The 24792-nt window shown below is 74.9% G+C and carries 21 protein-coding genes and 1 riboswitch; of the genes, 16 read left to right on the top strand and 5 right to left on the bottom strand.

Annotated features, from left to right (window positions below):
• The first annotated feature begins 33 nt into the window (after positions 1–33).
• The 5 genes from ACH5AR_RS14740 (at position 34) to ACH5AR_RS14760 (ending at position 6794) form a co-directional block, all read left to right on the top strand.
• Positions 34–1461 (top strand): NYN domain-containing protein, encoded by a 1428-nt coding sequence (locus ACH5AR_RS14740; protein ID WP_396301959.1) that lies wholly within the window; start codon positions 34–36, stop codon positions 1459–1461.
• Between the two features lie 199 nt (positions 1462–1660).
• Positions 1661–2698: an NlpC/P60 family protein gene (locus ACH5AR_RS14745; RefSeq protein WP_396301764.1), complete on the top strand. Its 1038-nt coding sequence runs from the start codon at positions 1661–1663 to the stop codon at positions 2696–2698.
• A 337-nt stretch (positions 2699–3035) separates the two neighbouring features.
• A riboswitch (cyclic di-AMP (ydaO/yuaA leader) is annotated at positions 3036–3189 on the top strand.
• Positions 3190–3199: 10 nt separating this feature from the next.
• Positions 3200–4315, top strand: a complete 1116-nt coding sequence (locus ACH5AR_RS14750) for an NlpC/P60 family protein (protein ID WP_396301765.1) — start codon at positions 3200–3202, stop codon at positions 4313–4315.
• Between the two features lie 227 nt (positions 4316–4542).
• Positions 4543–5589 (top strand): NlpC/P60 family protein, encoded by a 1047-nt coding sequence (locus ACH5AR_RS14755; RefSeq protein ID WP_396301766.1) that lies wholly within the window; start codon positions 4543–4545, stop codon positions 5587–5589.
• Between the two features lie 230 nt (positions 5590–5819).
• The gene (locus ACH5AR_RS14760) at positions 5820–6794 is read left to right on the top strand and encodes a hypothetical protein (RefSeq protein ID WP_396301767.1); all 975 of its coding nucleotides are present in this window, start codon (positions 5820–5822) and stop codon (positions 6792–6794) included.
• Positions 6795–6809: 15 nt separating this feature from the next.
• On the opposite strand, the gene ACH5AR_RS14765 is transcribed toward ACH5AR_RS14760, so the two are convergent.
• Positions 6810–8180: a glycosyltransferase 87 family protein gene (locus ACH5AR_RS14765; RefSeq protein ID WP_396301768.1), complete on the bottom strand. Its 1371-nt coding sequence runs from the start codon at positions 8178–8180 to the stop codon at positions 6810–6812.
• A gap of 216 nt (positions 8181–8396) precedes the next feature.
• On the opposite strand from ACH5AR_RS14765, the gene ACH5AR_RS14770 reads away from it, so the two are divergent.
• Positions 8397–9533, top strand: coding sequence for a glycosyltransferase family 4 protein (locus ACH5AR_RS14770; RefSeq protein WP_396301769.1), 1137 nt, complete (start codon positions 8397–8399; stop codon positions 9531–9533).
• Between the two features lie 74 nt (positions 9534–9607).
• Here the strand turns inward: ACH5AR_RS14770 and ACH5AR_RS14775 are convergent, their stop codons facing one another.
• Positions 9608–11401 (bottom strand): AMP-dependent synthetase/ligase, encoded by a 1794-nt coding sequence (locus ACH5AR_RS14775; protein ID WP_396301770.1) that lies wholly within the window; start codon positions 11399–11401, stop codon positions 9608–9610.
• 323 nt (positions 11402–11724) lie between these two features.
• On the opposite strand from ACH5AR_RS14775, the gene ACH5AR_RS14780 reads away from it, so the two are divergent.
• The 5 genes from ACH5AR_RS14780 (at position 11725) to ACH5AR_RS14800 (ending at position 16046) form a co-directional block, all read left to right on the top strand.
• The gene (locus ACH5AR_RS14780) at positions 11725–12159 is read left to right on the top strand and encodes an SRPBCC family protein (RefSeq protein ID WP_049657553.1); all 435 of its coding nucleotides are present in this window, start codon (positions 11725–11727) and stop codon (positions 12157–12159) included.
• 37 nt (positions 12160–12196) lie between these two features.
• On the top strand, positions 12197–13369 hold the full coding sequence (locus ACH5AR_RS14785; protein ID WP_396301771.1) for an ArsA family ATPase: 1173 nt from the start codon (positions 12197–12199) through the stop codon (positions 13367–13369).
• 138 nt (positions 13370–13507) lie between these two features.
• Complete coding sequence (locus ACH5AR_RS14790; protein ID WP_396301772.1) at positions 13508–13978, top strand: DUF5304 family protein; 471 nt, start codon at positions 13508–13510, stop codon at positions 13976–13978.
• Between the two features lie 191 nt (positions 13979–14169).
• Positions 14170–15114 carry an ROK family glucokinase gene (locus ACH5AR_RS14795; protein ID WP_396301773.1) on the top strand — a complete coding sequence of 315 codons (945 nt, stop codon included), beginning with the start codon at positions 14170–14172 and terminating at the stop codon, positions 15112–15114.
• Positions 15115–15263: 149 nt separating this feature from the next.
• Positions 15264–16046, top strand: a complete 783-nt coding sequence (locus ACH5AR_RS14800; RefSeq protein ID WP_396301774.1) for an endonuclease/exonuclease/phosphatase family protein — start codon at positions 15264–15266, stop codon at positions 16044–16046.
• Between the two features lie 25 nt (positions 16047–16071).
• On the opposite strand, the gene ACH5AR_RS14805 is transcribed toward ACH5AR_RS14800, so the two are convergent.
• Together ACH5AR_RS14805 and ACH5AR_RS14810 are read right to left on the bottom strand one after the other, a co-directional pair.
• On the bottom strand, positions 16072–16794 hold the full coding sequence (locus ACH5AR_RS14805) for a hypothetical protein (RefSeq protein WP_396301775.1): 723 nt from the start codon (positions 16792–16794) through the stop codon (positions 16072–16074).
• 10 nt (positions 16795–16804) lie between these two features.
• On the bottom strand, positions 16805–17599 hold the full coding sequence (locus tag ACH5AR_RS14810; RefSeq protein ID WP_396301776.1) for an alpha/beta hydrolase: 795 nt from the start codon (positions 17597–17599) through the stop codon (positions 16805–16807).
• A gap of 212 nt (positions 17600–17811) precedes the next feature.
• On the opposite strand from ACH5AR_RS14810, the gene ACH5AR_RS14815 reads away from it, so the two are divergent.
• Genes ACH5AR_RS14815 through ACH5AR_RS14825 form a run of 3 tightly spaced genes read left to right on the top strand, consistent with a single transcriptional unit; the run spans position 17812 to position 20627 of the window.
• Positions 17812–18651 (top strand): lysophospholipid acyltransferase family protein, encoded by an 840-nt coding sequence (locus tag ACH5AR_RS14815; protein WP_396301777.1) that lies wholly within the window; start codon positions 17812–17814, stop codon positions 18649–18651.
• Positions 18652–18708: 57 nt separating this feature from the next.
• On the top strand, positions 18709–19935 hold the full coding sequence (gene macS, locus ACH5AR_RS14820; RefSeq protein WP_396301778.1) for a MacS family sensor histidine kinase: 1227 nt from the start codon (positions 18709–18711) through the stop codon (positions 19933–19935).
• Positions 19932–20627, top strand: a complete 696-nt coding sequence (locus ACH5AR_RS14825) for a response regulator (RefSeq protein WP_396301779.1) — start codon at positions 19932–19934, stop codon at positions 20625–20627. Before macS ends, ACH5AR_RS14825 begins: the two co-directional genes overlap by 4 nt.
• Positions 20628–20693: 66 nt before the next feature.
• Here ACH5AR_RS14825 and ACH5AR_RS14830 read toward each other — a convergent pair whose 3' ends face one another.
• Positions 20694–22661, bottom strand: a complete 1968-nt coding sequence (locus ACH5AR_RS14830) for an anthranilate synthase family protein (protein WP_396301780.1) — start codon at positions 22659–22661, stop codon at positions 20694–20696.
• A gap of 273 nt (positions 22662–22934) precedes the next feature.
• Between ACH5AR_RS14830 and ACH5AR_RS14835 the strand changes: the two genes are divergently transcribed.
• Positions 22935–24284 (top strand): class II 3-deoxy-7-phosphoheptulonate synthase, encoded by a 1350-nt coding sequence (locus ACH5AR_RS14835; protein WP_396301781.1) that lies wholly within the window; start codon positions 22935–22937, stop codon positions 24282–24284.
• A 172-nt stretch (positions 24285–24456) separates the two neighbouring features.
• Positions 24457–24792: bacterioferritin-associated ferredoxin (locus ACH5AR_RS14840; RefSeq protein ID WP_396301960.1), on the top strand; the 336-nt coding region annotated here is incomplete at its 3' end.

The raw sequence follows: 24792 nt of genomic DNA on the forward strand, positions 1-24792 counted from the left end.
CCCCGCTGGACCAGGATCGGAGCCGAGGACGTGGTGGACGCAGCGAAGGAGCCCGGCGAAGCCCAGGGGCTTCAGCCCGCTGCGGCCGGAGCCCCGGCCGGGACCGCCGGGACGGCGGACGCCCCCTCCGAGCCCGCGGCGGAGCGCGTCGCCGAGAAGCTCGACCGGCCGCTGCCCGAGGGCGTGCGCCGGCGCGTGGTCGGCCTGGCCTCGGACGCGCTCGGCGGGCTGCCGCCGGGCGAGCTCCCGCAGAGCCTGCGTCAGTACGTGAAGTTCACCCCGGCGCGGCGGGCCAAGTACGCGGCCACCGCGCTGGCGGCGGCGCTGGAGGCGGAGCCGGCCTTCCGGGTGCGGATAGCGGAGCGGCTGCGCCTGGGGCAGCCGGACCTGGTGAGGGCGCTGGAGTCGGGCACCGTGCCGAGCGCGGCCGACCCGATGGACGTGGCCGCGGCCGCCTACCTGGTGCGGTCTGCGGGCTGGAGCCGGCTGGTGGCCGAGGCGGGCGAGGAGGCCGAGCGGGCCGGCGCCGAGGACGCGGCCGCCGAGGCGGCCCGGCTGGTGGAGAAGCTCCAGGCCGAGCTGGCCGAGGTGCGGGCCGCCGCGCGGGCGGAGGCGGACCGGCAGCGGGCCGAGTCCGACGGCGTCCGCCGGGAGGCCGAGTCGCTGCGCAAGAAGGTGCGGTCGCTGGAGAGCGACACCCGCCGGGCGCAGGCCGAGACCCGCCGGGTGGCCGGCGAGCTGGAGGCCGTGAAGGCGCAGGCCGCGGCCGAGCGCGGCGCGGCCGAGACCGAGGCGCGCCGGCTCCGGCACCGGGTCTCGGAGCTGGAGAACGCGGCCGAGCAGGGGCGCCGTTCGGCCCGTGAGGGGCGCAGCGTCGAGGACATGCGGCTGCGGCTGCTGCTGGACACCGTGCTCCAGTCGGCCCAGGGGCTCCAGCGGGAGCTGGCGCTGCCGGTCTCCCAGCTGCGCCCGGCGGACCTGGTGGAGGCGGTGGTGCCGGGGGCGGCCTCGCCGCACGACGTGGCCCGGCGCGGGCTGGCCGAGGACGATCCGGCGCTGCTGGACCAGCTGCTGGCGATCCCCCAGGTGCACCTCGTGGTGGACGGCTACAACGTGACCAAGACCGGCTATCCGACGCTGCCGCTGGAGCAGCAGCGGATCCGGCTGCTGGGCGGGCTGGCGATGCTGGCCCAGCGCACCCAGGCGGAGGTCACCTGCGTGTTCGACGGGCAGGACCTGGACGTCCCGGTGATCATGGCGCCTCCGCGCGGCGTCCGGGTGCGGTTCAGCCGGACCGGGGAGACGGCCGACGAGCTGATCCGCCGTCTGGTGCGGGCCGAGCCGCAGGGCCGTCCGGTGGTGGTGGTGTCCACCGACCGGGAGGTCGCGGAGGGCGTGCGGAAGGCGGGCGCGCGCCCCGTGGCGTCGGTGCTGCTGCTGAACCGGCTGGCCCGGCCCTGAGTCCGGCCGGACCGCGTGATGCCTGGTCAGCGCGGTGTCGGGGGGTTGTGCCGGTCCGGTGGAGTCAGTGTGCGGTGGCGGAGTTCATGCCATTGGGGGAGTGGCACAACGGATAGATCTTCACTAGGGTCTGGCGTCAAACCTATTTTCGGGAATCTCATCCCATCAGGTGAGTCCGATGGAAGAAGGAGCCGGTCCCTTGGCCTCCCACCGCCGTCCCAAGCAGCCGAGCCGCGCGCGGGTCTCCGTGCTCACCGCTGCCGCGGCGACCGCGGTCGCCCTCTCCGCCCAGGTGGCCGCGCACGCCGCGCCCCAGCCGAACACGTCGGACGTCAAGGCGCAGATCGACCAGCTCCAGGAGGAGCAGGAGCAGGCGGCCGAGAAGTACAACGGCGCCCAGGAGCGGGCCGGCCAGCTGCGCAAGCAGGCCGAGCAGCTGCAGGACCAGGTGGCCCGCGGCCAGGAGCAGATGACCCAGCTCCAGGGCGGCCTCGCCGAGGTCGCGGGCGAGCAGTACCGCACCGGCGGCATCGACCCGTCCGTCCAGCTGATGCTCTCCTCGGACCCGGCCGGCTACCTGGAGAAGGCCTCGTCCGTCCAGCAGGCCAGCGCCGGCCAGGCCGAGGCGCTCAAGGGCCTCCAGGACCAGCAGCGCCGGCTGGACCAGCAGAAGGCCGAGGCGGCCGCCGTGCTCGCCTCGCTGGACACCACCACCAAGGACCTGAACCAGGCCAAGGCGGACGTGAACGCCAAGCTGAAGGCCGCTCAGGACCTGCTGAACTCGCTGAGCGCCGCGGACCGCGCCGCGCTGCGGGCCCAGCAGGCGCAGGCCGACCGGGCCTCGCGCGGCAGCGACCGGGTCGACCTCAACAGCCTGCCGGCCGCCAGCGGCTACGCGGCCACGGCGGTGGCCAAGGCGATGGGCAAGCAGGGCTCGCCGTACGTGTGGGGGGCCACCGGGTCGACCACCTTCGACTGCTCGGGCCTGATGGTGTGGGCGTACGGCCAGGCGGGCGTCTCGCTGCCGCGCACCTCGCAGGAGCAGGGCCACTACGGCACCCGGGTGCCCTCGCTGGACCAGGCCCAGCCCGGCGACCTGGTGGTGTACGGCAACGACATGCACCACGTCGGGATGTACATCGGCAACGGCATGGTGGTCCACGCGCCGCACACCGGGGACGTGGTGAAGGTGATGAAGGCCGACGCGATGTCCATCAACACCATCCGCCGGGTCTGACGGCCCGACACGCCCGGGGGCTCCCGGCCGGGCCCTGTGAAAAGCGCCACCCCCGCTCGGGGGTGGCGTCGGGCTTTCCGGCCCCTGCCGACCACATGCTGAGAAGCGATCAGCCTTCTGTGCGGCAGTGGTCACCATCGGTCATTTTCACAAAGGAACTTGGGCAATCTTCAGTCTTTTTTCTGACAAGGATTTGAACGGATCACGGTTCAGTTACTAGGGTCATGCTCCGAACCACCGCACTGTCGATCGCCCAGCCAGGGTGGCGGCGGTGGTTACCGCCGAGTTCGCGAGGCAGCGGGGCAGGTCGAAGCGACTGCCCGACAGGGGAGCCCAGTGTTCGGGGGCGCTGCGGAGCGGAGCCGGGGAACCACGTTCCTCCGGGGTGAATCGGCGCCGGGTCGGCCGGTGAAACGGCCGTGAGGCGTCGTAGGGCATGCTTCCGGCCCGAACCCGTCAGCTCACCCGGTAGGCGGACGTAGGAAGAAGGAGTCCGCCTTCGTGGCGTCCCATCGTCGTCCCAAGCCCGCAGGACGGGCCCGCGTCTCGATCCTGACCGGTGTCGCCGCCGCGGCCGTCGCCCTGTCCGCGCAGGGTGCCCACGCCGACCCGCAGCCGACCAAGGAACAGGTCAAGGAGCAGGTCGACCAGCTCAACGAGCAGGCCGAGGTCGCGACCGAGGCCTACAACGGCGCCCAGGCCAAGCAGCAGGAGCTGGAGAAGCAGGTCTCCGGCCTCCAGGACCAGGTGGCGCGTCAGCAGGCGCAGGTCACCGAACTCCAGGGCGGCCTGGCCGAGATCGCCGGCGAGCAGTACCGCAACGGCGGGATATCGCCGACCGTCCAGCTGATGTTCTCGTCCACCCCGGACAGCTTCCTCAGCCAGGCCGGCGCGCTGAACCAGGCCGGCAGCACCCAGAAGGGCCAGCTGAAGGAGCTCCAGGAGCAGCAGCGCAAGCTCGACCAGGACCGCAACGAGGCCCAGGGCAAGCTCGCCGAGCTGGAGTCGACCACCCAGCAGCTGAAGGCCTCCAAGGACGAGGTCCAGGGCAAGCTGAAGGCGGCTCAGGACCTGTTCAACACCCTGACCGAGCAGGACCGCCAGGCGCTGCGCCAGGCCGAGGAGAAGGCCGCGGCCGACGCCAAGGCCAAGGCCGACGCCGCCCAGGCCCAGCAGCAGCAGGCCGACCGCGCCTCCCGCGACAACAGCCGCGGCACCCTCGCGGCCCCCACCACCACCGCCCCGGTGAAGGTGGCCGCCGGCAGCTCGCGCGGTGCCGCCGCCCTCTCGGCCGCGGCCTCCAAGATCGGCAGCCCGTACGTCTGGGGCGCCACCGGCCCGGGCTCCTTCGACTGCTCCGGCCTGATGGTCTGGGCGTACAACCAGGCCGGCGTGTCGCTGCCGCGCACCTCGCAGGCGCAGGCGGGGGCCGGCACCCGGATCGGTACGGACATCTCCCAGGCCCAGCCCGGCGACCTGCTGATCTTCTACAGCGACGCCCACCACGTCGGCATCTACGCGGGCAACGGCCAGGTGCTGCACGCCCCCAAGCCGGGTGCGTCGGTGCGCTACGAGGCGGTCACCAACATGCCGCTGACCTCCATCGTGCGGGTCTGACCCCCACGCGGACGCCTCCGGGCCCGGTCTTCCCCAGGGAAGGCCGGGCCTGCGGCTTTTCCGGCGGATCGGTCTGGTGTCCGATATGGGAGTGAATATTCGGGTCGGGAGGGGTTTGGACTCGCTTGCCCGGACTCGCTAACGTCTGCCACCGGACTCCCGCTCGACGGCCGCCCGCCCCGGTGCGGCGGCGGGGGCCGCGCCGCAGGATTGGAGCCGCTGCCGCCATGCCCGTGCACCGCCGTTCCCCACTGCTCGCCCGGGCGCTGGTGCTGACCGCGGCCGCCGCCACCGCGCTGGGCGCGGGCACCGCGGGCAGCGCCGAGGCCGCCCCCGCCAGCCCGGACCCGGCCGACCGCCAGGACGTCAAGACGCAGGTGGAGCAGCTGTACGACGAGGCCGAGCAGGCGTCCGAGAAGCTCAACGCGGCGCAGGAGGCCCAGCGCCGGCTCCAGGGCGAGACCACGATCCTCCAGGGCGAGATCGCCCTCGCCCAGGACCAGCTCAACGAGGTGCGCGGGGACCTGGCGACGGTGGCCGGGGCCGAGTACCGCGCCGGCGGGATGGCCCAGACCGCCCAGCTCATCCTCTCGACCGACCCGGCGGGCTACCTGGAGCGCGCCCGCTCCCAGGGCCAGGCCGCGGTGCGCCAGCAGGAGGCCCTGCACGAGCTGGTCACCCGGCAGCGCCGGCTCGACCAGCGCCGTGCCGAGGTGGTCGGCAAGCTCGCCGAGCTGGACGAGACCCGCCGCTCGATCGCCGACAGCAAGCAGCAGATCCAGCAGCGGCTGGCCCGGGCGCAGAAGCTGCTGAACGGCCTGGGCGCCGCCGAGCGGGCCCGGCTGACCGCCCAGGACGCCCGGGACGCCGAGCGGCGCGCCACCCGGGGCACCGACCGGCTGGACCTCGGCACCTCCGCGCCCGCCTCCGAGCGCGGGGCGGCCGCACTGGCCGCCGCGGTGCGGATGATCGGCTCCCCGTACGTCTACGGGGCCACCGGACCGAACGCGTTCGACTGCTCCGGTCTGATGTACTACAGCTGGCGGCAGGCCGGGGTGACCCTGCCGCGGACCTCGCAGGCCCAGGCGTACGCCGGGCAGCGGATCAGCCTGTCCGAAGCGAAACCGGGAGACCTGGTGATCTTCTACCGGGACATGCACCACGTCGGCATGTACGCCGGCGGCGGGGTGATCGTGCACGCCCCCCGCCCGGGCGCCAGGGTCCGCTACGAGAGCGTCACCGCCATGCCGGTCTCCGGGGTGGTCCGGCTCTGAGCACCCCGCCCTCCCCGCCCGCCGCCCCCACCGGGATACCCGGGCCCCGCCCGCGCCGCGCGCTGTCCCGGCGGGGCGCGCTGCTGCTCGCGGCCGGCGGGCTGGCCCAGCTGTCGCTGCCGCCGGCCGCCCCGGCGGCCCCCGCGGCCCGGGCGGCGGACCTGCGGGCCGAGGCGGCCGCCGCCCTGGCGGAGCGGGCGCGCTCGGCGCCGCCCTGGGCCGGGCTGCCGGTGGCCGAGGCGGGGTACCGCAACCTGGTGCTCGGCGCCGGCGGCGGCCCGCAGCGGCTGACCGCCGCCGCCGACCTGGCGGTGCGGATCGCCGGGTACGACGACGCCCCGGTGGTGTACCCGCGCCGGATCGACCTGGTGCGGGCCGGAGACGGCTGGCGGGTCGAGCACGAGGAGAGCGCCGGCGGGCCGCCCGCGCCGTGGGACTTCGGGCCGCTCCGGTCGGTGCCGGGCGCCCACTGCCTGGTGGTCGGCCCGGCCGCCGGGCCCGACCCGGCCGAGCTGGCCGCGGTGGGGGACCGGGCGGTGCCCGCCGTCAGCGAGGTCTGGGGCGACGCCTGGCCGGGGCGGCTGCTGCTGGAGCGGCCCGCCACCGGGGAGCAGTTCGCCCGGCTGCTGGAGGGCGACCCGGACGGCTGGACGGGCATGGCGGCGGTCACCGTCGCCGCCCCCGGCGCGCCCTGGCACACCCCGGCGGACCGGGTGCTGGTCAACCCGGAGGCGTACGGGCGGCTCAGCGGCTTCGGCCGCCAGGTGGTCGTCACCCACGAGGCCACCCACGTCGCGACCAGGGCCGACACCCGCGCCTGGACCCCGATGTGGCTCTCCGAGGGAGTCGCCGACTGGACGGCCTACCGCGGCTCCGGCCGCGACCCGCGGCAGATCGCCCCCGAGCTGGCCCGGGACGTGGCCGCGGGGCGGGTGCCCGTCGCGCTGCCCGCCGACCGGGACTTCACGGCCGGCGCCACCGGCATCGCCCAGGCCTACGAGCAGTCCTGGCTGGCCTGCGACCTGGTCGCCCGCACCCACGGGCCGCAGCGGCTGGTCGCCTTCTACCGGGCCGTCGGCGCGGCCGACGGGCAGGACGAGGACCGCGAGCGCCGCACCGACCGGCTGCTGCGCCGTGAACTGGGCGTCGGCCTCGGGGAGTTCACCCGGCTCTGGCTGGAGCAGGTGGCGGCGCTGAAGGGCTGACGGCCGGCGGGCCGGTCAGCGGCGCTGCTCGGCCCGGGCGCCCGGGCGGTCGATGCCGTCCAGCAGGTCCTGCTCGTAGGCGATGCCCGGGCGGACCGGGTAGCCGGCGGGCGGCAGCGCGGCGGGCTCGCGGTCCAGCACCACGGTCGCCGGCAGCGGGGCCTCGGCGCGGGTGGAGCGCCAGAGCCGCACGCAGGAGAGCACCGTCGCGGCCAGCAGCAGCAGGTTGCGCGCGGCCAGGACGGCGACGGCCACCGGGTCGCTCGCCAGCACCTGGGTGAACACGGTCGGGAACTCGACCAGGGTCAGCGGGCAGGCGAGCAGGATCAGCAGCGCCACCGGCCGCTGGCTGCTGTTGCGCACCGTCAGGCAGACCGCCGCGACGCCGACCAGCCAGACCAGGTACTGCGGGCTGATCACCCGGCTGGTCACCACGAAGACCAGCAGCGCGCACAGCGCCGCGTCGTACATGGTGGCCGCGCTGCGCCGCTTGGAGGTGTAGCGCCACAGCAGCAGCCAGGCGAAGCCCAGCACCGTACCGGCCATCATGACCTTGCTGATCACGCTGACCCACGGCCCGAGCATCTCGGGGGACCCGTAGTTCATGGTGACCCGGCCGTCCCAGGCGTCGGCGATCCGGGCGAAGTGCAGCGGCAGCGCGCCGAGCGACTCGACCTCGATGCCGCGGTCCTTCTGGAAGGCCAGGAAGTCGAAGGCGCCGTTCATCCCGGCCGCCAGCAGGAAGCCGACCGAGACGGCGGTGGCCCCGGCCAGCGTCCAGGAGCGGCGGGTGCGGCGGCCCGAGGGGGTGCCGATCAGGCCGAGCAGCGGCCAGATCTTGACGATGCCGCCCAGGCCCAGCAGCAGCCCGCCGACGGCCGGGCGGCGGATCAGCGCCAGCAGGCCGGCCAGGGCGACCGCGGTGACGATGACGTCGAAGCGGTTGTAGATCATCGGGCCGAGCAGCGGGACGCCCACCACCCACATCCAGGCGCCGGTCAGCGCCCGGCCCCGGCGCAGGCCGGTGCGCACCAGCAGCGCGGCCGCGGCGGCGTCGGCGATCCCGCAGATCACCCAGAACGAGACCAGGTACGACCAGGGCAGCAGGCCCGGCAGCAGGATCACCAGCGCGGCGCCCGGCGGGTACTGCCAGGTCACGTCGTCGAACGGGAAGGTACCGGTCTGGAGCACCCCGAACCAGGCGTGGTAGATCATCCAGACGTCCGCCGTGACGTCGCCGCCCGGTGCCTTCAGCACGCCCGTCGCCAGCAGCACCAGCAGGGTGCGGGTGGCGACCCAGGTGGCGCCGAGCGCCGCGAGCGCCCCGATCGGGCGGCCGAGGCGGCCGCGCGGAGAACCGGGCTCGGTGGCCGGGGCCAATTCCACTGCGCTCCCTCGTTCGTCTCGGACGTCCCCACCGGAGGCGTCGTACCGACGGACGCCCGGGCCGCGTCCTGGACGACGGCCCAGGTACTAGGACTGACCCGGGGGTCAAACGGTTGCCGTGCGCGGTTCCGTTCCCGGCGGGTCGTGGTGTTGACCTATCGTACGGATCACCCAGCGGTACACCGCGCACCCCCCGACCGAGCGAGCCGTGGCCTGATGCACAGAACCTTGATCGTCACCAATGACTTCCCGCCCCGCCCCGGTGGCATCCAGGCCTTCGTGCACAACATGGCCGTCCGTCAGCCCGCTGGCAGCGTCGTGGTGTACGCCTCCACGTGGCGGGACGGCGGCGAGGTGGCCCGCTTCGACGCGGAACAGCCGTTCCCGGTGATCCGGGACCGCACGAAGGTGATGGTTCCCACACCGCGGGTCACCCGGCGGGCCGCCGAGATCCTGCGCGCGGAGAAGTGCGACGCGGTCTGGTTCGGCGCCGCCGCCCCGCTCGGGCTGATGGCGCCCGCGCTGCGCCGGGCCGGGGCCGGGCGGCTGCTGGGCATGACCCACGGGCACGAGGCCGCCTGGGCCCAGCTGCCCGGCTCCCGGCAGCTGCTGCGCCGGATCGGCGCGGGCACCGACGTGCTGACCTACCTGGGCGAGTACACCCGCTCCCGGATCGCCGGCGCGGTCGGGCCGCGGGCCGCGGCCCGGATGGTCCAGCTGCCGCCGGGCGTGGACGAGTCGACCTTCCACCCGGCCTCCGGGGGCGCCGAGGTGCGCCGCCGGCTCGGGCTGGCGGACCGGCCGGTGGTGGTCTGCGTCTCCCGGCTGGTGCCGCGCAAGGGCCAGGACACCCTGATCGAGGCGATGCCGCAGATCCTCGCCGACGTGCCGGACGCGGTGCTGCTGATCGTCGGCGGCGGCCCGTACCGGGCGGACCTGGAGAAGCTCGCGGACGCCACCGGCGTCCGGGGCGCGGTGCGGTTCACCGGCTCGGTGCCGTGGGAGGAGCTGCCCGCCCACTACGGGGCCGGGGACGTCTTCGCGATGCCCTGCCGCACCCGGCGCGGGGGGCTGGACGTCGAGGGCCTGGGCATCGTCTACCTGGAGGCCTCGGCGACCGGCCTGCCGGTGGTCGCGGGGGACTCCGGCGGCGCGCCGGACGCGGTGCTGGAGGGCGAGACCGGGTACGTGGTGCCCGGCGGCTCGGCCCCCGCGGCGGCCGAGCGGATCGTGCGGCTGCTGCGCGACGAGGAGCTGCGGCGGCGGATGGGCGAGGCCGGGCGGCGCTGGGTGGAGCGCTCCTGGCGCTGGGACCTGCTGGCCGGGCGGCTGACCGCGCTGCTGGCCGGCTGAGCGGGCGGGACGGCGGACGGGCCCCGCCCCCTCGCGGGGAGGCGGGGCCCGTCCGGCAGCCGTCGGCGGGGCGGCTACCGGCGGTAGAGCGCCTCGACGTCGGCCGCGAAGTCCTTCAGCACGACGTTGCGCTTGAGCTTCAGCGAGGGCGTCAGGTAGCCGCTCTCCTCGGAGAACTCGGTGTCCAGCAGGCGGAACTTCTTGACCGCCTCGGCGTGCGAGACGGCCGCGTTGCCGTCGTCCACCGCGCTCTGGAGGGCGGCCAGCAGGTCCGGGTCGGCGGCGAGGTCGGCGACGGTGGCGTCGGCGGGCTTGCCGTTGAGCTCCTTCCACTTGGGGAAGAAGTCCTGGTCGACGGTGATCAGGCAGGCGACGAAGGGCTTGCGGTCGCCGACCACCATGACCTCGCCGACCAGCGCGTGGGCGCGGATCCGGTCCTCGATCACGGCCGGGGCGACGTTCTTGCCGCCGGCCGTGACGATGATCTCCTTCTTGCGGCCGGTGATGGTCAGGTAGCCCTCGGAGTCCAGCGAGCCGAGGTCGCCGGTGGCGAACCAGCCGTCCTTGAAGGCGTCCGCGGTGGCCTGCGGGTTGTTCCAGTAGCCGGTGGAGACGTGCGGGCCCTTGAGGAGGACCTCGCCGTCCTCGGCGATCCGCACCGAGCAACCGGGCACCGGCTGGCCGACCGTACCGATCTTCGGCTTGTCGTAGGGGTTGAAGGCGGTGGCCGCGCAGGTCTCCGTCAGGCCGTAGCCCTCCAGGACGGTGAAGCCGATGCCGCGGTAGAAGTGGCCCAGGCGCTCGCCGAGCGGGGCGCCGCCGGAGATGGCGTGGGTGGCCCGGCCGCCGAGGGCGGCGCGCAGCTTGCTGTAGACCAGCTTGTCGAAGACGGCGTGCCTGAGCCGCAGGACCAGGCCCGCTCCGCCCGCGTCCAGCGCCCGGCTGTAGGCGATCGCGGTGTCGGCGGCCTTGTCGAAGATCCTGCCCTTGCCGTCGGCCTGGGCCTTGGCGCGGGCGGTGTTGTAGACCTTCTCGAACACTCTGGGCACGCCCAGGATCAGGCTCGGCTTGAAGGCGGCCAGCTCGGCGGTGACGTCCCGGATGTCGGAGACGTGGCCGAGCTTGATCGGCGCCATCGCCGGGGCGATCTCGGCGATCCGGCCGAGCACGTGGGCCAGCGGCAGGAAGAGCAGGACGGAGCTGTCGCCGGTGCGGAACAGCGGGGCCAGGCGCTCGACCACGTTGCCGCACTCGGCCAGGAAGTTGCCGTGCGTCAGCCGGCAGCCCTTCGGGCGGCCGGTGGTGCCCGAGGTGTAGACGATGGTGGCCACGTCGTCGGGGCCGGCGATCCGGCGGCGCTCGTGGACGGTCGCGTCCGGGACGTCCTGCCCGGCGGCGGCCAGCGCGGCGAGCGCCCCGCCCTCGATCTGCCAGGTGTGCTCCAGCCCCGGCAGCCGGTCGCGGACCTCGGCGACCACCCGCACGTGCTGGTCGGTCTCGGTGATCACGGCGACCGCGCCCGAGTCGCCGAGGATCCACTCGACCTGCTCGGCGGAGGAGGTCTCGTACACCGGCACGGTGATCGCGCCGGCCGTCCAGATCGCGAAGTCCAGCAGCGTCCACTCGTAGCGGGTGCGGGACATGATGCCCACCCGGTCGCCGGGTCCGACACCGGCCGCGATCAGGCCCTTCGCGGCGGCGTGCACCTCGGCCAGGAACTGGACCGACGTCAACTCCTGCCACTGGCCGTCCACCTTGCGGCTGAGCACGGCGACGTCCGGGCGCTCCTCGGCGTTCCGGTGCACCGGGTCGGCGAGGTTGCCGCCGCTCGGTACCTGGTAGAGGGCCGGAAGGCTGAAGTCGAGCAAGACTGCTCCTCGTTCGCGACGCTGCGGGACGGCAGGACGTTACTGCCCGGTAGGCAGCTTCGACCAGAGGGGTCGGCTCCGGTGTTCGAAGTGTCACACCCGGCCGGGTCCGACCTGGCCGTGACCGGGTCGTTCGAATGGCACCCTACGGCAGCGCCGCGCGACCGGCCGGTAACATGCCCGCCCGCCCCTGCCGCCCGCCCGTCGGGCGAGCACCGCGCGGCCGGGCCGCCCACCGGGCGCGGTAGCCTGCTCCGGGCGGACCGGGCCGAGCGCGCCCCGGCCGGACCGGCAGGCAGAGGGACGAGGCGGAGGGCCATTCCATGGCGGAGCACACCAGGTCGAGCATCACCATCGACGCGACCCCGGCCACGGTCATGGCCGTGATCGCCGACTTCGCCGCCTACCCGGCCTGGACCGGCGAGGTCAAGGAGATCGAGGTCCTCGGCACCGGCGAGGACGGCCGCGCCGCCGAGGTCCGACTGCTGCTCGACGCCGGCGCCATCCGCGACGAGCACGTCCTCGCCTACACCTGGGACGGCGACCGCGAGGTCTCCTGGACGCTCGTCCGCAGCCAGATGCTCCGCTCGCTGGACGGCTCCTACACCCTCGCCCCGCTGGCCGGCGGGCGCACCGAGGTGACGTACCAGCTCGCCGTGGACGTCAAGATCCCGATGCTCGGCATGATCAAGCGCAAGGCGGAGAAGGTCATCATCGACCGCGCCCTGGCCGGCCTGAAGAAGCGCGTCGAGGGCTGAGCCGAAGGCTGACACGACCGAACGGGGGCCGGACGGCATGACGGCGACACGCACCATCCTGGTCAGCGGCGACGCTGGCGCACCCACGGTGGCCGCCGCCACCGCCCTGCACGCCGCCCGGCGCGGCCACCGCACCTGGCTGCTGGCCGCCGAGGACCCGCACCGGTCCCTGGACGCCGCCCTCGGCACCCGGCTGGAGCCCGAACCGCTCCGCTGCGCGCCGGACCTGACCGTCTCCCGGATCGACGAGCAGGCCGCCTTCCGCTACGCCGTCGGCGAGCTCACCGGCAGGCTCAAGCCCGCCCTCGACCTGCTCGGCGCCGAACAGCTCGACCCCGAGGAGCTCACCGCCCTCCCCGGCATCGCCCGGCTCGCCCTGCTGCGCGCCCTGCCCGCCGCCGACCAGGACGTCCTGGTCGTGCTCGCCCCGCCGCCCGCCGAGCTGATCGCCACCCTCGCCCTGCCCGAACAGCTCGCCCGCTACCTGGACCGGCTCGTCCCCGAGCAGCGGCAGGCCGCCCGGGCGCTGCGCCCGCTGCTGGCCGGCCTGGCCGGCGTCCCGATGCCCTCCGACTGGCTGTACGAGGGGCGCGGCAAGGCCGCCGCGGCGCTGGCCGAGTCCCGCGCCGCGATCACCGACCCCGGCACCAGCGTCCGGCTGGTCGTCCCCGCGGACGGCCACCCGTACGGGGAGCTGCGCCGGATCCGGGCCGGGCTGGCGCTGCACGGGCACCGCCCGGACGCCGTCGTGGTGCACGGCGCGCTGCCCGCGGCCGCCGCCTCCTCGCCCGACCCCTGGCTGGCCGCGCTGGCCCGCCGCCGCGGGGAGGAGCTGGCCGGGCTCGCCGCCGGGACCGACGCCCCGGTGCTGGTCACCGACCTGGCCGACGCCACCCTGGAGGCCGTCGCCGACCGGCTCTACGGGGACGGCGACGGACCCGAGCCGCTCGCGCCCGGGGCCTGGCCGGTCGAGGACCGGCTCGCCGAGGACGGACTGCTGGTGTGGCACCTCGACCTGCCCGGCGCGGACCGTTCCGAGCTGGACCTCGTCCGCCGGGGCGACGAACTGGTGGTCGGGCTCGGCGCCCACCGCCGGGTGCTCACCCTGCCGTCCGCGCTGCGGCGCTGCACGGTGGCGGGCGCGGGGCTGCAGGACGGGGTGCTCTCGGTGCGGTTCGCGCCGGACCCGGCGCTCTGGCCCCGGGGCTGACGGGTGTTCGGCGGAAGTCCGGCGGGCGCGCGGCGTCCGTCGGCGGGGCGTTCGGCGGCTTTCCGGGCGGCCCGGCCGGTCGGGTAGCGTCGGGCCGGAGGGCCGCGGGGTGCGGCCACGGCTGAGGAGGCGCCCGCGATGACCAGCACCGACGACCGCACCGAGCCCGGCACCGGCTGGACCGACGGGCAGGCCGACGGGTCCGGCGGCCCGGAGCACCCGTTCGGGCCGGAGCTGGGCCCGCTGGTGGACGAGGTCCGGCGGTTCGCCGGCGCGCTGGGCGACCGCGCCCAGGAGGCGGGCGCCACCACCCTGATCACCCTCTCCGGCCTGGCCGACCGGCTGCGCACCCGGCAGCCGGAGGTCTACTCCCACCTCGCCGCCGCCGGCACCGGGCTCGCCGCCGCGGGCGCCGAGCTGCTGGCCGCCTACCGCGCCGCCGTGGCCGGGCACGAGAGCCGCTGGACGGCCGGGCAGAGCGCCCCGACCGAGAAGATCGACCTCGATTCCGACCCCGCGTCCGCCCCCGGTGCCGACGCCGCCCCCGGTGCCGACGCCGCTCCCGGGGCTGATGCCGACCCGGGTGACAGGCCGTCCGCCAAGCAGTGAATCCGTAGCCTCCCGAGGGTGATCATGCCGCTCTCGTACGTCACGAAGAAGGAGATTAGATACGACTTTTGAAGCATTCCGGCCTGCTTCTCCCAGGAATGGCTTCGGATAATGTATGCGAGGCTGTGTACGGGGGCCGGGTTGGGCGGTAGCGTTCCGTCCAGCGGAACGAGTGAATAGCTGAGGGACACATGGCTCTGACCATCGGCGTCGATGTCGGCGGGACCAAGATCGCGGCAGGCGTGGTCGACGAGGCGGGCGCGATCCTGGCCCGGACCAGGGTGCCCACCCCGGCCGACCCGCAGTGGGCGGTCGACGCCATCGCGCAGGCCGTGCGCGAGCTCAAGGAGGAGCACCCCGGCGTCGCGGCGGTGGGCGTCGGCGCCCCCGGCTTCGTGGACAGCAACCGCTCCACCGTGATCTTCGCCCCCAACATCGACTGGGAGAACGAGCCGCTGCGCGGCCGGGTCGAGGAGCTCACCGGCCTCGCCACGGTGGTCGAGAACGACGCCAACTGCGCCGCCTGGGCCGAGTTCCGCTTCGGCGCCGCCGCGGACCACCAGGACATGGTGCTGATCACCGTCGGCACCGGCATCGGCGGCGGCATCGTCCTGGACGGCCGCCTGCACCGCGGCCGCTTCGGCGTGGCCGGGGAGATCGGCCACCTCAACATGGTCCCGGACGGCCTCGCGTGCGGCTGCGGCGGCAAGGGCTGCTGGGAGCAGTACGGCTCCGGGCGCGCGCTGCGCCGCTACGGCCGGGAGAAGGCCGCCGCCGACCCGCGGCGCGGCCGCCGGATGCTGGAGCTCAACGACGGCGTGGCCGAGACCATCCGCGGCATCCACATCACCCAGGCCGCCGAGGAGGGCGACCCGCTCGCCCTGGAGTGCTACGCCGAGCTGGCCGACTGGCTGGGCCGCGGCATGGCCGACCTCGCCGCGCTGTTCGACCCGGGCGTCTTCGTGCTCGGCGGCGGCGTCTCCGACTCCGGCCGCCTGCTGCTCGACCCGGTCGCCAAGGCCTTCGAGCACTACCTGACCGGCGGGGTGCACCGCCCGCGCGCCGAGGTCGTGCTGGCCTCGATGGGCTCCGCGGCCGGCATCGTCGGCGCCGCCGACCTCGCCCGCACCGACTGACACCCTCCCTCCAGGCCCGCCGGCGGCGGTGCGACCGGGCCCCGACCGATCCCGGACGCGCCGCCGCCGTCGCACGTTCCGGCCCGGCCGCGTACGGTCGGAGCGAGCCGGTGGACTCCCGTCGACCCGGCGACCGCCAGGGGAGGACCATGAGTGCCGCGACCACGACCGAGACGCACCCCCGGGCCGTCCCGCTGCCGCCGCCGGGCCCGGGCCGGCTGCGCCTGCTCAGCTACAACGTCCGCTCGCTGCGCGACGACCGGCGGGCGCTCGCGCGGGTGATCCGGGCCTGCGAGCCGGACCTGGTCTGCGTCCAGGAGTCCCCGCGCTACTGGCGGCCGCAGGGCCAGGCCGCCTGGCTGGCCCGGAGCACCGGGACGGAGGTGCTGGCCGGCGGCGGCCGCACCGCCGCCGGCCCGCTGCTGCTCGGCCGACCGGGCGCGGTGGACCTGCTGGAGGTGCACGACCGGCTGCTGCCCAAGACCCGGGGGCTGCACGCCCGGGGCTTCGCGAGCGCGCTGCTGCGGCTGCCCGGCACGGCTCCGTTCAGCGTCACCAGCTGCCACCTCAGCCTGGACCAGGAGGAGCGGTACGGGCAGTTCGAGCTGCTGCTCGACCAGCTGGGGATCGCCGAACTGGGCATCGTGGCAGGGGACTTCAACGAGCACCCGGACGGCCCGGGCTGGCGCCTGCTGGCCGCCCGGCTCCAGGACGGGTACCCGACCGCGCCCTGGGGAGGCGAGTTCACCTCGGTGCCGGAGCGCCCCTACCAGCGGATCGACGCCGTCTTCGCCACGCCGGGGATCACCGTCCTCGGCTGCGGGGTGCCGCACGGGCTGCCCGGCGTCACCGAGGCCGACCTGCGGGCCGCGACCGACCACCTGCCGGTGCTCGCCGTCCTCGAACTGCCGGGCGGCGGGACGGCGCCGTAGACCGGCCCTACGCCGTAGACCGGCCCTAGACGACGGCGCCGTGGTCCGGGTCCTCCGGCTCGTCCTCGTCGCGGTCCTTCATCCGCGCCACCAGGGTGACGAAGCCGCCGAGGAACGCGGTGATCCCGACCCAGGCGGGCCAGCCGGAGATCTCCCGCCAGACCACCGCGTCGACCAGCAGCAGGGCCGGGCCGCCGAGCACCGCCAGCCAGGCGAACTTGGCGGTCACGTCGGCCGCCGGCAGCGGCGGGGGCTCCGGCGGGACGAAGTGGCCCTCGTCGGTCTCCTCGGCCAGCTCGAAGTCGCGCGGGCCCGCGCCGCCGGCCGGCATCACCGGGCGGCCGGAGCGGGGGCGGGGCCGCGGGGCGAGGTCGGAGAGGTCGTCCCGGTCGTCGCGGCCGCCGGCGCCGCCCTCCTTGAGGCCGCCCTTGAGCTCGTTCTGCGCCCGGAGGTTCTCGACCTCGGGCCAGTCCGGGTTGTTGAGGTCCACCGGGTCGTCGAACTGGGCGACCAGGGCGGCGAAGATCGCGTCCTGCTCGGCCTGGCTGCGCTCGGGCGTGCGGCGCGGCGGGCGGAGTTCGGCGGCCTCCGCGGCGGGCTCCCCGGGCAGGGGCGCCGCGGCGCCCTCCGTACCGGTACGGTCCGCCGGCGCCCCGCCCGCAGCGGCGGCGTCCGTCCCGCCGTCCTTGGTCGCGCCGTCCTCGCGGGGGGTCTCGTCCCCGCCGCCCGCCGTGCTGCTCTCGTGCACTTCCGGCCCTTCAGCCATGGTGATCGTCGGATTCGACCCCGGTGACGCCCGCCGCGTGCGCGGGGGCCAGCCGTCGGATGAAGTCCCGGCCGGCCGCGAATATTTCCGCCGCGTCGTGGTCCAGCGTCGCGACGTGGAAACTGCGCTGGCACAGCCGCTCCGTCACGTCCGTCGAGGATATCCGGGCCAGTACCAGTTCCGAGTTGGCCGGCGAGACCACGTGGTCCCGGGGGCTGTGGAAGAGCAGCACCGGCTGGGTCACCTCCGGCAGCAGCCGCCGGACCTCCCGCCACAACCGGGTCAGCGACCACGCGGCGTGCAGCGGGGTGCGGTCGTAGCCGACCTCGACGGCGCCGGCCCGGGCGATGTCGCCCGCGACCCCGGGCAGGCTGGGCACGAGGTGGCGCAGCACCGGCAGCAGCACACTCGCGGGTGTGTCCGAGCGCACCGACGGGTTGACCAGCACCAGGCCGGAGACGGTCGGCCCGTGCAGCGCCGCGAGCCGCAGCGCCAGCGCGCCGCCCATCGAGAGCGCGCAGACGAAGACCTGCTCGCACTCCTCGGCGAGCGCCAGCAGCTCGCGCTCGACCTCGGCGTACCAGTCCTCCCAGCGCGTGACCTGCATGTCCTGCCAGCGGGTGCCGTGCCCGGGCAGCAGCGGCAGCGAGACGGTGAAGCCCGCCCTGGCCAGGTCCTCGGCCCACGGCCGCAGCGACTGCGGCGACCCGGTGAAGCCGTGGCAGAGCAGCACTCCGACCGGTCCGCCGCGGTGGCGGTACGGCTCGGCACCGGGCAGCAGCGGCATGGCGGGCTCCTTCGCGGGCGGACGGCGCTGGGGGAGGGGACGCTGGAGGGGAAGTGCTGCGACAGCGCATCGTCCCACGCGCCGCGCCGGGCCGTACACCCCCTACGGTCGGGCCGGGCCCGGGCCCCGGGACGGGCCCCTCGGCGGGGCCGGGCACAGCGGGCGCCCGCGGGGCATTAGGATCGACCGGTCCGCATAACAGGAGGCCCGGGTTGTTCTACCGACTGATGAAGATGATCGTCGCGCCACTGCTTCGGATCTTCTTCCGGCCCTGGATCGAGGGCGAGGAGAACATCCCCACCGAGGGTGCGGCGATCATCGCGAGCAACCACCTGTCCTTCTCGGACTCGTTCTTCTTCCCCGCGCTGATCAAGCGCCGGGTCACCTTCATCGCGAAGGCCGAGTACTTCAACACCCCGGGCCTCAAGGGCCGGTTGACCGCGGCGTTCTTCAAGGGCGTCGGCCAGCTGCCGGTGGACCGCTCGGGCGTGCGCGGCGCCGGTGAGGCCGCGATCCGCAGCGCCATCGCGGTGCTGGAGCAGGGCGAGCTGTTCGGCGTCTACCCCGAGGGCACCCGCTCGCCCGACGGCAAGCTGTACCGCGGCAAGGTCGGCGGCCTGGCCCGCGTCGCGCTGGCCACCGGCGCGCCGGTGATCCCGGTCGCCATGATCGACACCGAGAAGGTGCAGCCGCCCGGCCAGGTGGTGCCGAACTTCGGCATCCGCCCCGGCATCCGGATCGGCCGCCCGCTGGACTTCTCCCGCTACCACGGCATGGAGAACGACCGCTTCATCCTGCGTTCGGTGACGGACGAGGTGATGTACGAGATCATGCGGCTCTCCGGCCAGGAGTACGTGGACATCTACGCGACCGCCGCCAAGCGGCAGATCGCCGAGGACAAGAAGAAGGCCGACGCCGAGCGCCGGGCCGCCGCCAAGGCGGAGAAGGCGGAGGCCGCCGAGGCCGAGAAGGCGGAGAAGGCCGAGAAGGCGGCCGAGGCCCGGAAGGCCGCCGGGGCGGACGCCCCGGAGAAGCCGGAGAAGCCGCAGTAGGCACCCGGGCGGCCGCCCGTGCGGCGGCCCGGACGGGCCCGGGGAGGGGCGGGGCGGATGACGGACGACGACGGCAGAGCCGGTGCGGTCGGCGGCACGGTGGCGGCCGGCGGCATGTCCGTCGAGCTCCCGCTGTGGAAGGCGATCTCCTACTTCCGGGTGCTGGCCCTGTGCTACGCGCTGCTGCGGTACTTCAACGCGTACCTGCACTTCCTGCACCCGGTGGCCGGCTGGATCTTCCTCGGCGCCCTGACGCTGTGGACCCTGGCCAGCACCCGGGCCTTCGCCAACCCGCAGCGCTGCACCTGGTACGTCCTGGGCACCGACCTCACCCTCGCCGTCACCGGCATCGTGATGAGCGGGATGACCGACTCCCCGGCCCGGATCAGCCACGGCGCGCCCACCCTGCCGACCATCTGGGCGGCCGGCACGGTGCTGGGCTTCGCCGCGAAAGGCGGCTGGCGCCCAGCGGCGGCCTCGGGCTCGGTGATCGGCGTCGCCAACATCCTCGGCCACGGCGGGCCGACCGCCGACAACATCCACAACATCGTGCTGCTGATGGTGGCCGGGTGCGCGATCGGCTACGTGATCGAGCTGGCCCGGGCCAGCGAGGCCACGCTCACCCGGGCGCTCCGGGTCGAGGCGGCCACCCGGGAGCGCGAGCGGCTCTCCCGGGACATCCACGACGGCGTGCTCCAGGTGCTCGCCCTGGTCCAGCGGCGCGGCGCGGAGCCGGACGGCGGGGCGGGCTCCGGCACCGGCCTCGCCGAGCTCGGCCGGCTGGCCGGGGAGCAGGAGCGCGCGCTGCGGGCGCTGATGACGGGCGGTCCGCCGGCGGCCCGGTACGAGCCGGGCGCCGGGGCCGCCGGGCCGTCCGACCGGCAGGCGCCGCGCGACCTCACCGCGCTGCTGCGCCCGTACGCGGACGAGCGGATCACGCTCTCCGCCCCCGGCACCCCGGTGCTGCTGCCCGGCCCGGCGGCGGGCGAGCTCGCCGCGGCGGTCGGCGCCGCCGTCGACAACGTGCGCAAGCACGCGGGGGAGCGGGCCAGGGCGTGGATCCTGGTGGAGGACGAGCCGGAGGCCGTCACGGTGGGCATCCGCGACGACGGGCCCGGGTTCGCGCCCGGCCGGCTCGGCGAGGCGGAGCGGGCCGGGCGGCTCGGCGTCTCCCAGTCCATCCGCGGCCGGCTGCTGGACCTCGGCGGCACGGCCGAGCTGTACTCGGCGCCCGGGGAGGGCGTCGAGGTAGAACTGCGCGTTCCGAGGAAGGCCACACGATGACCGACCAGCTGACGACCGACCGGCCGACCGGCGACCGGCCGGTGCGGGTGATGGTGGTGGACGACCACCCGATGTGGCGCGACGCCGTCTCGCGCGACCTCGCCGAGGCCGGGCTGGACGTGGTGGCCACCGCCGGCGACGGCGAGGAGGCCGTGCGCCGGGCCCGGGCCTGCACGCCGCAGGTCGTCGTGCTGGACCTCAACCTGCCCGGCCTGCCCGGCGCCGAGGTGTGCCGCCGGGTCGTCGCGCACGATCCGGCCGTCCGGGTGCTGGTGCTGTCGGCCAGCGGTGAGCACCAGGACGTCCTGGAGGCGGTGAAGTCCGGGGCGACGGGCTACCTGGTGAAGTCGGCCGGGCGGGAGGAGCTGCTGGACGCGGTGCGCCGTACGGCCGTCGGCGACGCGGTGTTCACCCCGGGCCTGGCCGGCCTGGTGCTCGGAGAGTTCCGCCGGCTGGCCGCCGAGCCGGCCCCGGCCTCGGCGCCCGCCGCCCCCCGGCTGACGGCCCGGGAGACGGAGGTGCTGCGGCTGGTGGCCAAGGGCCTGTCGTACCGCCAGATCGCGGACCGGCTGGTGCTGTCGCACCGGACGGTGCAGAACCACGTGCAGAACACGCTCGGCAAGCTCCAGCTGCACAACCGGGTGGAGCTGGTCCGGTACGCCATCGAGCAGGGCCTGGACGAGGGGCCCTGAGCGCCGGGCGACGGCGCAGGCCGCGGCCCCGGGCGGGGGAGGTCCGCCCCGGGCCGCGCCCCCGGCTCAGCGCAGCGCGGCCGTCGCCTCGCGCAGCAGGCCCGCCACGATGCCGACCCCGTCGCGGGTGAGCACCGACTCCGGGTGGAACTGGAGCCCCGCGAAGCCGTGTCCGCGCAGCGCGTGGACGTCGCCGGTGACGGCGTCCCGGGAGACCTCGACGCCCTCGGCGGAGAGCCGCTCCGCGTCGGCCTGCGAGCAGCGCGCGGTGAAGGTGTTGTAGAAGCCGACGGTGTGCCGGGTGCCGAACAGGTCGATGCGCTCCTGCGCCCCCTGGTACGGGACGGCCTTGCGGGCCAGCACCAGCCCGAGTTCGGCGGACAGCAGCTGGTGGCTCAGGCAGACCGCGAGCAGCGGCGAGGTGCGGGCGCCGGAGCGGACGGCGGCCAGCGCGTCCGCGACGATAGGCCGCAGCAGCGCCATCTTGGGGTCGTCCGCGAGCGACGGGTCGCCCGGGCCCGGGCCGAGCACCAGGGCGCCCCGGTGCCCGGCGATCCGCTCGCGCAGCCCCGGCTCGTCGTAGCGGGCCACCGCCACCCGGTGGCCGAGCGAGCCGAGCAGGTGGGACAGCATCGAGGTGAAGGTGTCCTCGCCGTCCACGACCAGGGTCGGCAGGGGCTCGGTGACCTCGGCAGGCTGCTGCATCCGCAGCCAGAACGGCGCGAGGTCGGCCCGGCGGGCGTCCAGCGCGGCCTGCACCCGGTGGTCCTCGGCGAGCCGGGGGCCGACCGGGTGGGGCAGCCGGGCGGGCGCGGGCAGGGCGCCGATCGCGGTGAGCACCCCGGCGGCCTTGGCGTGGGTCTCGGCGACCTCGGACTCCGGGACGGAGTGGCGCACCAGGGTGGCGCCGACCCGGACGACCAGCCGGCCGGTGGCCGGGTCGACGTCGGCGGTGCGGATGCAGATCGGCGAGTCCAGCAGCTGCCCGCCGCTGGCGGAGCGCCCGATCAGGGCGAGCGCGCCGGAGTAGTAGCCGCGCCCGGTCGGCTCGTAGCGCCTGATCACCCGGGTGGCGTTCTCGACCGGGCTGCCCGTGACGGTCGCGGCGAACATCGTCTCGCGGAGCACCTCCCGGACGTCCAGCGAGGTGCGGCCGCGCAGCTCGTACTCGGTGTGGGCGAGGTGGGCCATCTCCTTGAGGCGGGGGCCGAGCACCTGGCCGCCGAGGTCGCCGACCGTGCACATCATCTTCAGCTCCTCGTCCACGACCATGGTGAGCTCCTCCAGCTCCTTGGGGTCGTGCAGGAACCGCAGCAGCGAGCCGAGGTCGGCGCCGCCGTCCGGGTAGCGGTAGGTGCCGGAGATCGGGTTCATCACGACGGTGCCGCCGCTCTGCCGGACGTGCACCTCAGGGGAGGCGCCGACCAGCACGCGGTCGCCGGTGTGCACCAGGAAGGTCCAGTACGCGCCGCGCTCCTGCTCCAGCAGCCGCCGGAACAGCGTCAGGGCGAGCTCCGGCGCGTAGTCCTCCAGCGTCGCGTGGAAGTCGCGCCGGATCACGAAGTTGGCGCCCTCGCCGTTGCCGATCTCGTCCCGGATCACCCGGCGCACGATCGCCGCGTACGCCTCGTCGTCCACGTCGAAGCCGCCGGCGGCAAGTGTGACCGGCAACTTCGGTAGGGCATGGGTGAATTCGGCCAACGGGAGGGCGTGCTGCTCGGTCACCGACAGGGCCCGCAGGGGGGTGCCGTCGTCGTGCGCCTCGAAGCCGCGCTCGCGAATCTGGCGGTACGGGACGAGCGCGAGCAGGTCGTGCACGGGCCCGCCGCCGGCCGGCGCGCCGCTGCGCACGGGCAGGTCGGCGAGGCGCTCGTAGCTGTCGACGGTGCCCAGCAGCACCTCGACGGTGTCCGGGCTGAGCCGGGGCGTGCGGCGGTGCAGCAGGGCGAAGGCGGGGGCGTCGGGGCCGGTGAGACGGGTGAGCAGGTCGACGGCGGTGGTCACGGGAACGGCTTCCTTCCGGGGGGCTGGCATGAGGGGCGGTGCGGGTCCGCTCCCGGAGGGCCGTCTGCTCAGACGCCGACGGCCGCCCCGAGGGGCGGCCGTCGTGTGCGTCTAGGAACGCGCGATCGGTGGGCCACCCTTGGGGGAGGCCCACCACCAGGAGTGGGTGTGGGGCGCGTGCATGGTCCGAAGACTAGCGGATGTGCCGGGACGGGTGAGGGCCGTCACGTCTTTGTCCGAGATGTGTCTCATTCCTCGGGCAACAGTCACGAGTCACTCCTGCCACCCCGTAGCCTTGGCGGTGTGACCGCTACGACTGAGACATCGAGGGCTGCCCACTCCTGGCAGTCCCTGCCCGCGGCGCAGCAGCCCGAATGGCCGGACCACGAGGCTCTGCGCAGGACCCTGGCCGAGCTCGCCTCCTATCCGCCGCTCGTCTTCGCCGGCGAGTGCGACCAGCTGCGCGCCCGACTCGGGGCCGTGGCGCGCGGGGAGGCGTTCCTCCTCCAGGGCGGTGACTGTGCCGAGGCCTTCGACGGAGTGTCGGCGGAGCACATCCGCAACAAGCTGAAGACGCTGCTCCAGATGGCCGCCGTGCTGACGTACGCGGCCTCCGTGCCGGTGGTGAAGGTCGGCCGCATCGCCGGCCAGTACTCCAAGCCGCGCTCCAAGTCGACCGAGACCCGCGACGGCGTGACGCTGCCGGTCTACCGCGGCGACTCGGTGAACGGCTTCGAGTTCACCCCCGAGTCCCGCATCCCGGACCCGGAGCGCCTGAAGCGCATGTACAACGCGTCCGCCGCGACGCTCAACCTGGTGCGTGCCTTCACCACCGGTGGTTACGCGGACCTGCGCCAGGTGCACGCCTGGAACCAGGACTTCGTCCGCAACTCGCCGGCCGGCCAGCGCTACGAGCAGCTCGCCCGGGAGATCGACAACGCCCTGGCGTTCATGAGCGCCTGCGGCGTGGAGCCGGAGGAGTTCAAGGCGGTCGAGTTCTTCTCCTCGCACGAGGCGCTGGTCCTCGACTACGAGACCGCGCTGACCCGCGTCGACTCGCGCACCGGCGAGCTGTACGACGTCTCCGGCCACATGGTGTGGATCGGCGAGCGCACCCGGCAGCTGGACCACGCGCACATCGAGTTCGCCTCGAAGATCCGCAACCCGATCGGCGTCAAGCTCGGCCCGACCACCTCGGTGGACGACGCGCTCGCCCTGATCGAGAAGCTGGACCCGGAGCGCGAGCCGGGCCGCCTGACCTTCATCACCCGGATGGGCGCGGGCAAGATCCGCGACCACCTGCCCACCCTGGTGGAGAAGGTCACCGCCTCCGGCGCCCGGCCGGTGTGGATCTGCGACCCGATGCACGGCAACACCTTCGAGGCCTCCAGCGGGCACAAGACCCGCCGCTTCGACGACGTCCTGGACGAGGTCAAGGGCTTCTTCGAGGTGCACCGTGCGCTCGGCACCCACCCGGGCGGCATCCACGTGGAGCTGACCGGCGACGACGTCACCGAGTGCGTCGGCGGCGGTGACGAGGTCCTGGTGGACGACCTGCACCAGCGCTACGAGACGGCCTGCGACCCGCGCCTCAACCGCAGCCAGTCGCTGGACCTGGCGTTCCTGGTGGCGGAGATGTACCGCGGCCAGTAGGCCCGGTGCCCGTCCGATGTGACGAAGGCCCCTGCGGATTCGGTCCTCCCGAGTTCGCAGGGGCTTTTTCGTACCCGCTCGGCCGGGTAAGGTAAGCCTCAGTGAACTAAGGCTCGCCTTAGTCATGATCCACTCCGCCGCACCCCCGGGAGAGACCGCGATGTACGTGTGCATGTGCCATGCGGTCACCGAGGACCAGGTGAAGAAGGCGATCGACGCCGGTGCCGACACCCCGCGCCAGATCGCCAAGGGCTGCCGGGCCGGCACCGACTGCGGGTCCTGCGTGCGCCGCATCCAGGCGCTGCTCGGGGAGCACGGTGCCCGTCCCTGCCCGACCGCCCGGCTGGCGGCGAAGCTCGGCCTCGCGGACCCGCAGCCCCCGGCGGCGCCGGCCCCGCAGACCCCCCAAGCCGCCCCCGGGGGGGGGGGGGGGGGGGGGGGGGGGGGGGGGGGGGGGGGGGGGGCGGGGGGGGCCGCCCCCCCCGCCGCCCCGCGGGGGGGGGGGGGC

It is taken from the genome of Kitasatospora sp. NPDC018619 (genome assembly GCF_044391605.1).
Classification (GTDB): Bacteria; Actinomycetota; Actinomycetes; order Streptomycetales; family Streptomycetaceae; genus Kitasatospora.

What these genes read in the sequence shown, in the direction of transcription:
- ACH5AR_RS14770 (WP_396301769.1), top strand. Translation starts at nt 8,397, where the DNA reads ATGCACAGAACCTTGATCGTCACCAATGACTTCCCGCCCCGCCCCGGT.
- ACH5AR_RS14785 (WP_396301771.1), top strand. Translation starts at nt 12,197, where the DNA reads ATGACGGCGACACGCACCATCCTGGTCAGCGGCGACGCTGGCGCACCC.
- ACH5AR_RS14755 (WP_396301766.1), top strand. Translation starts at nt 4,543, where the DNA reads ATGCCCGTGCACCGCCGTTCCCCACTGCTCGCCCGGGCGCTGGTGCTG.
- ACH5AR_RS14790 (WP_396301772.1), top strand. Translation starts at nt 13,508, where the DNA reads ATGACCAGCACCGACGACCGCACCGAGCCCGGCACCGGCTGGACCGAC.
- ACH5AR_RS14800 (WP_396301774.1), top strand. Translation starts at nt 15,264, where the DNA reads ATGAGTGCCGCGACCACGACCGAGACGCACCCCCGGGCCGTCCCGCTG.
- ACH5AR_RS14780 (WP_049657553.1), top strand. Translation starts at nt 11,725, where the DNA reads ATGGCGGAGCACACCAGGTCGAGCATCACCATCGACGCGACCCCGGCC.
- macS (WP_396301778.1), top strand. Translation starts at nt 18,709, where the DNA reads ATGACGGACGACGACGGCAGAGCCGGTGCGGTCGGCGGCACGGTGGCG.
- ACH5AR_RS14825 (WP_396301779.1), top strand. Translation starts at nt 19,932, where the DNA reads ATGACCGACCAGCTGACGACCGACCGGCCGACCGGCGACCGGCCGGTG.
- ACH5AR_RS14830 (WP_396301780.1), bottom strand. Translation starts at nt 22,661, where the DNA reads ATGCCAGCCCCCCGGAAGGAAGCCGTTCCCGTGACCACCGCCGTCGAC.
- ACH5AR_RS14810 (WP_396301776.1), bottom strand. Translation starts at nt 17,599, where the DNA reads ATGCCGCTGCTGCCCGGTGCCGAGCCGTACCGCCACCGCGGCGGACCG.
- ACH5AR_RS14795 (WP_396301773.1), top strand. Translation starts at nt 14,170, where the DNA reads ATGGCTCTGACCATCGGCGTCGATGTCGGCGGGACCAAGATCGCGGCA.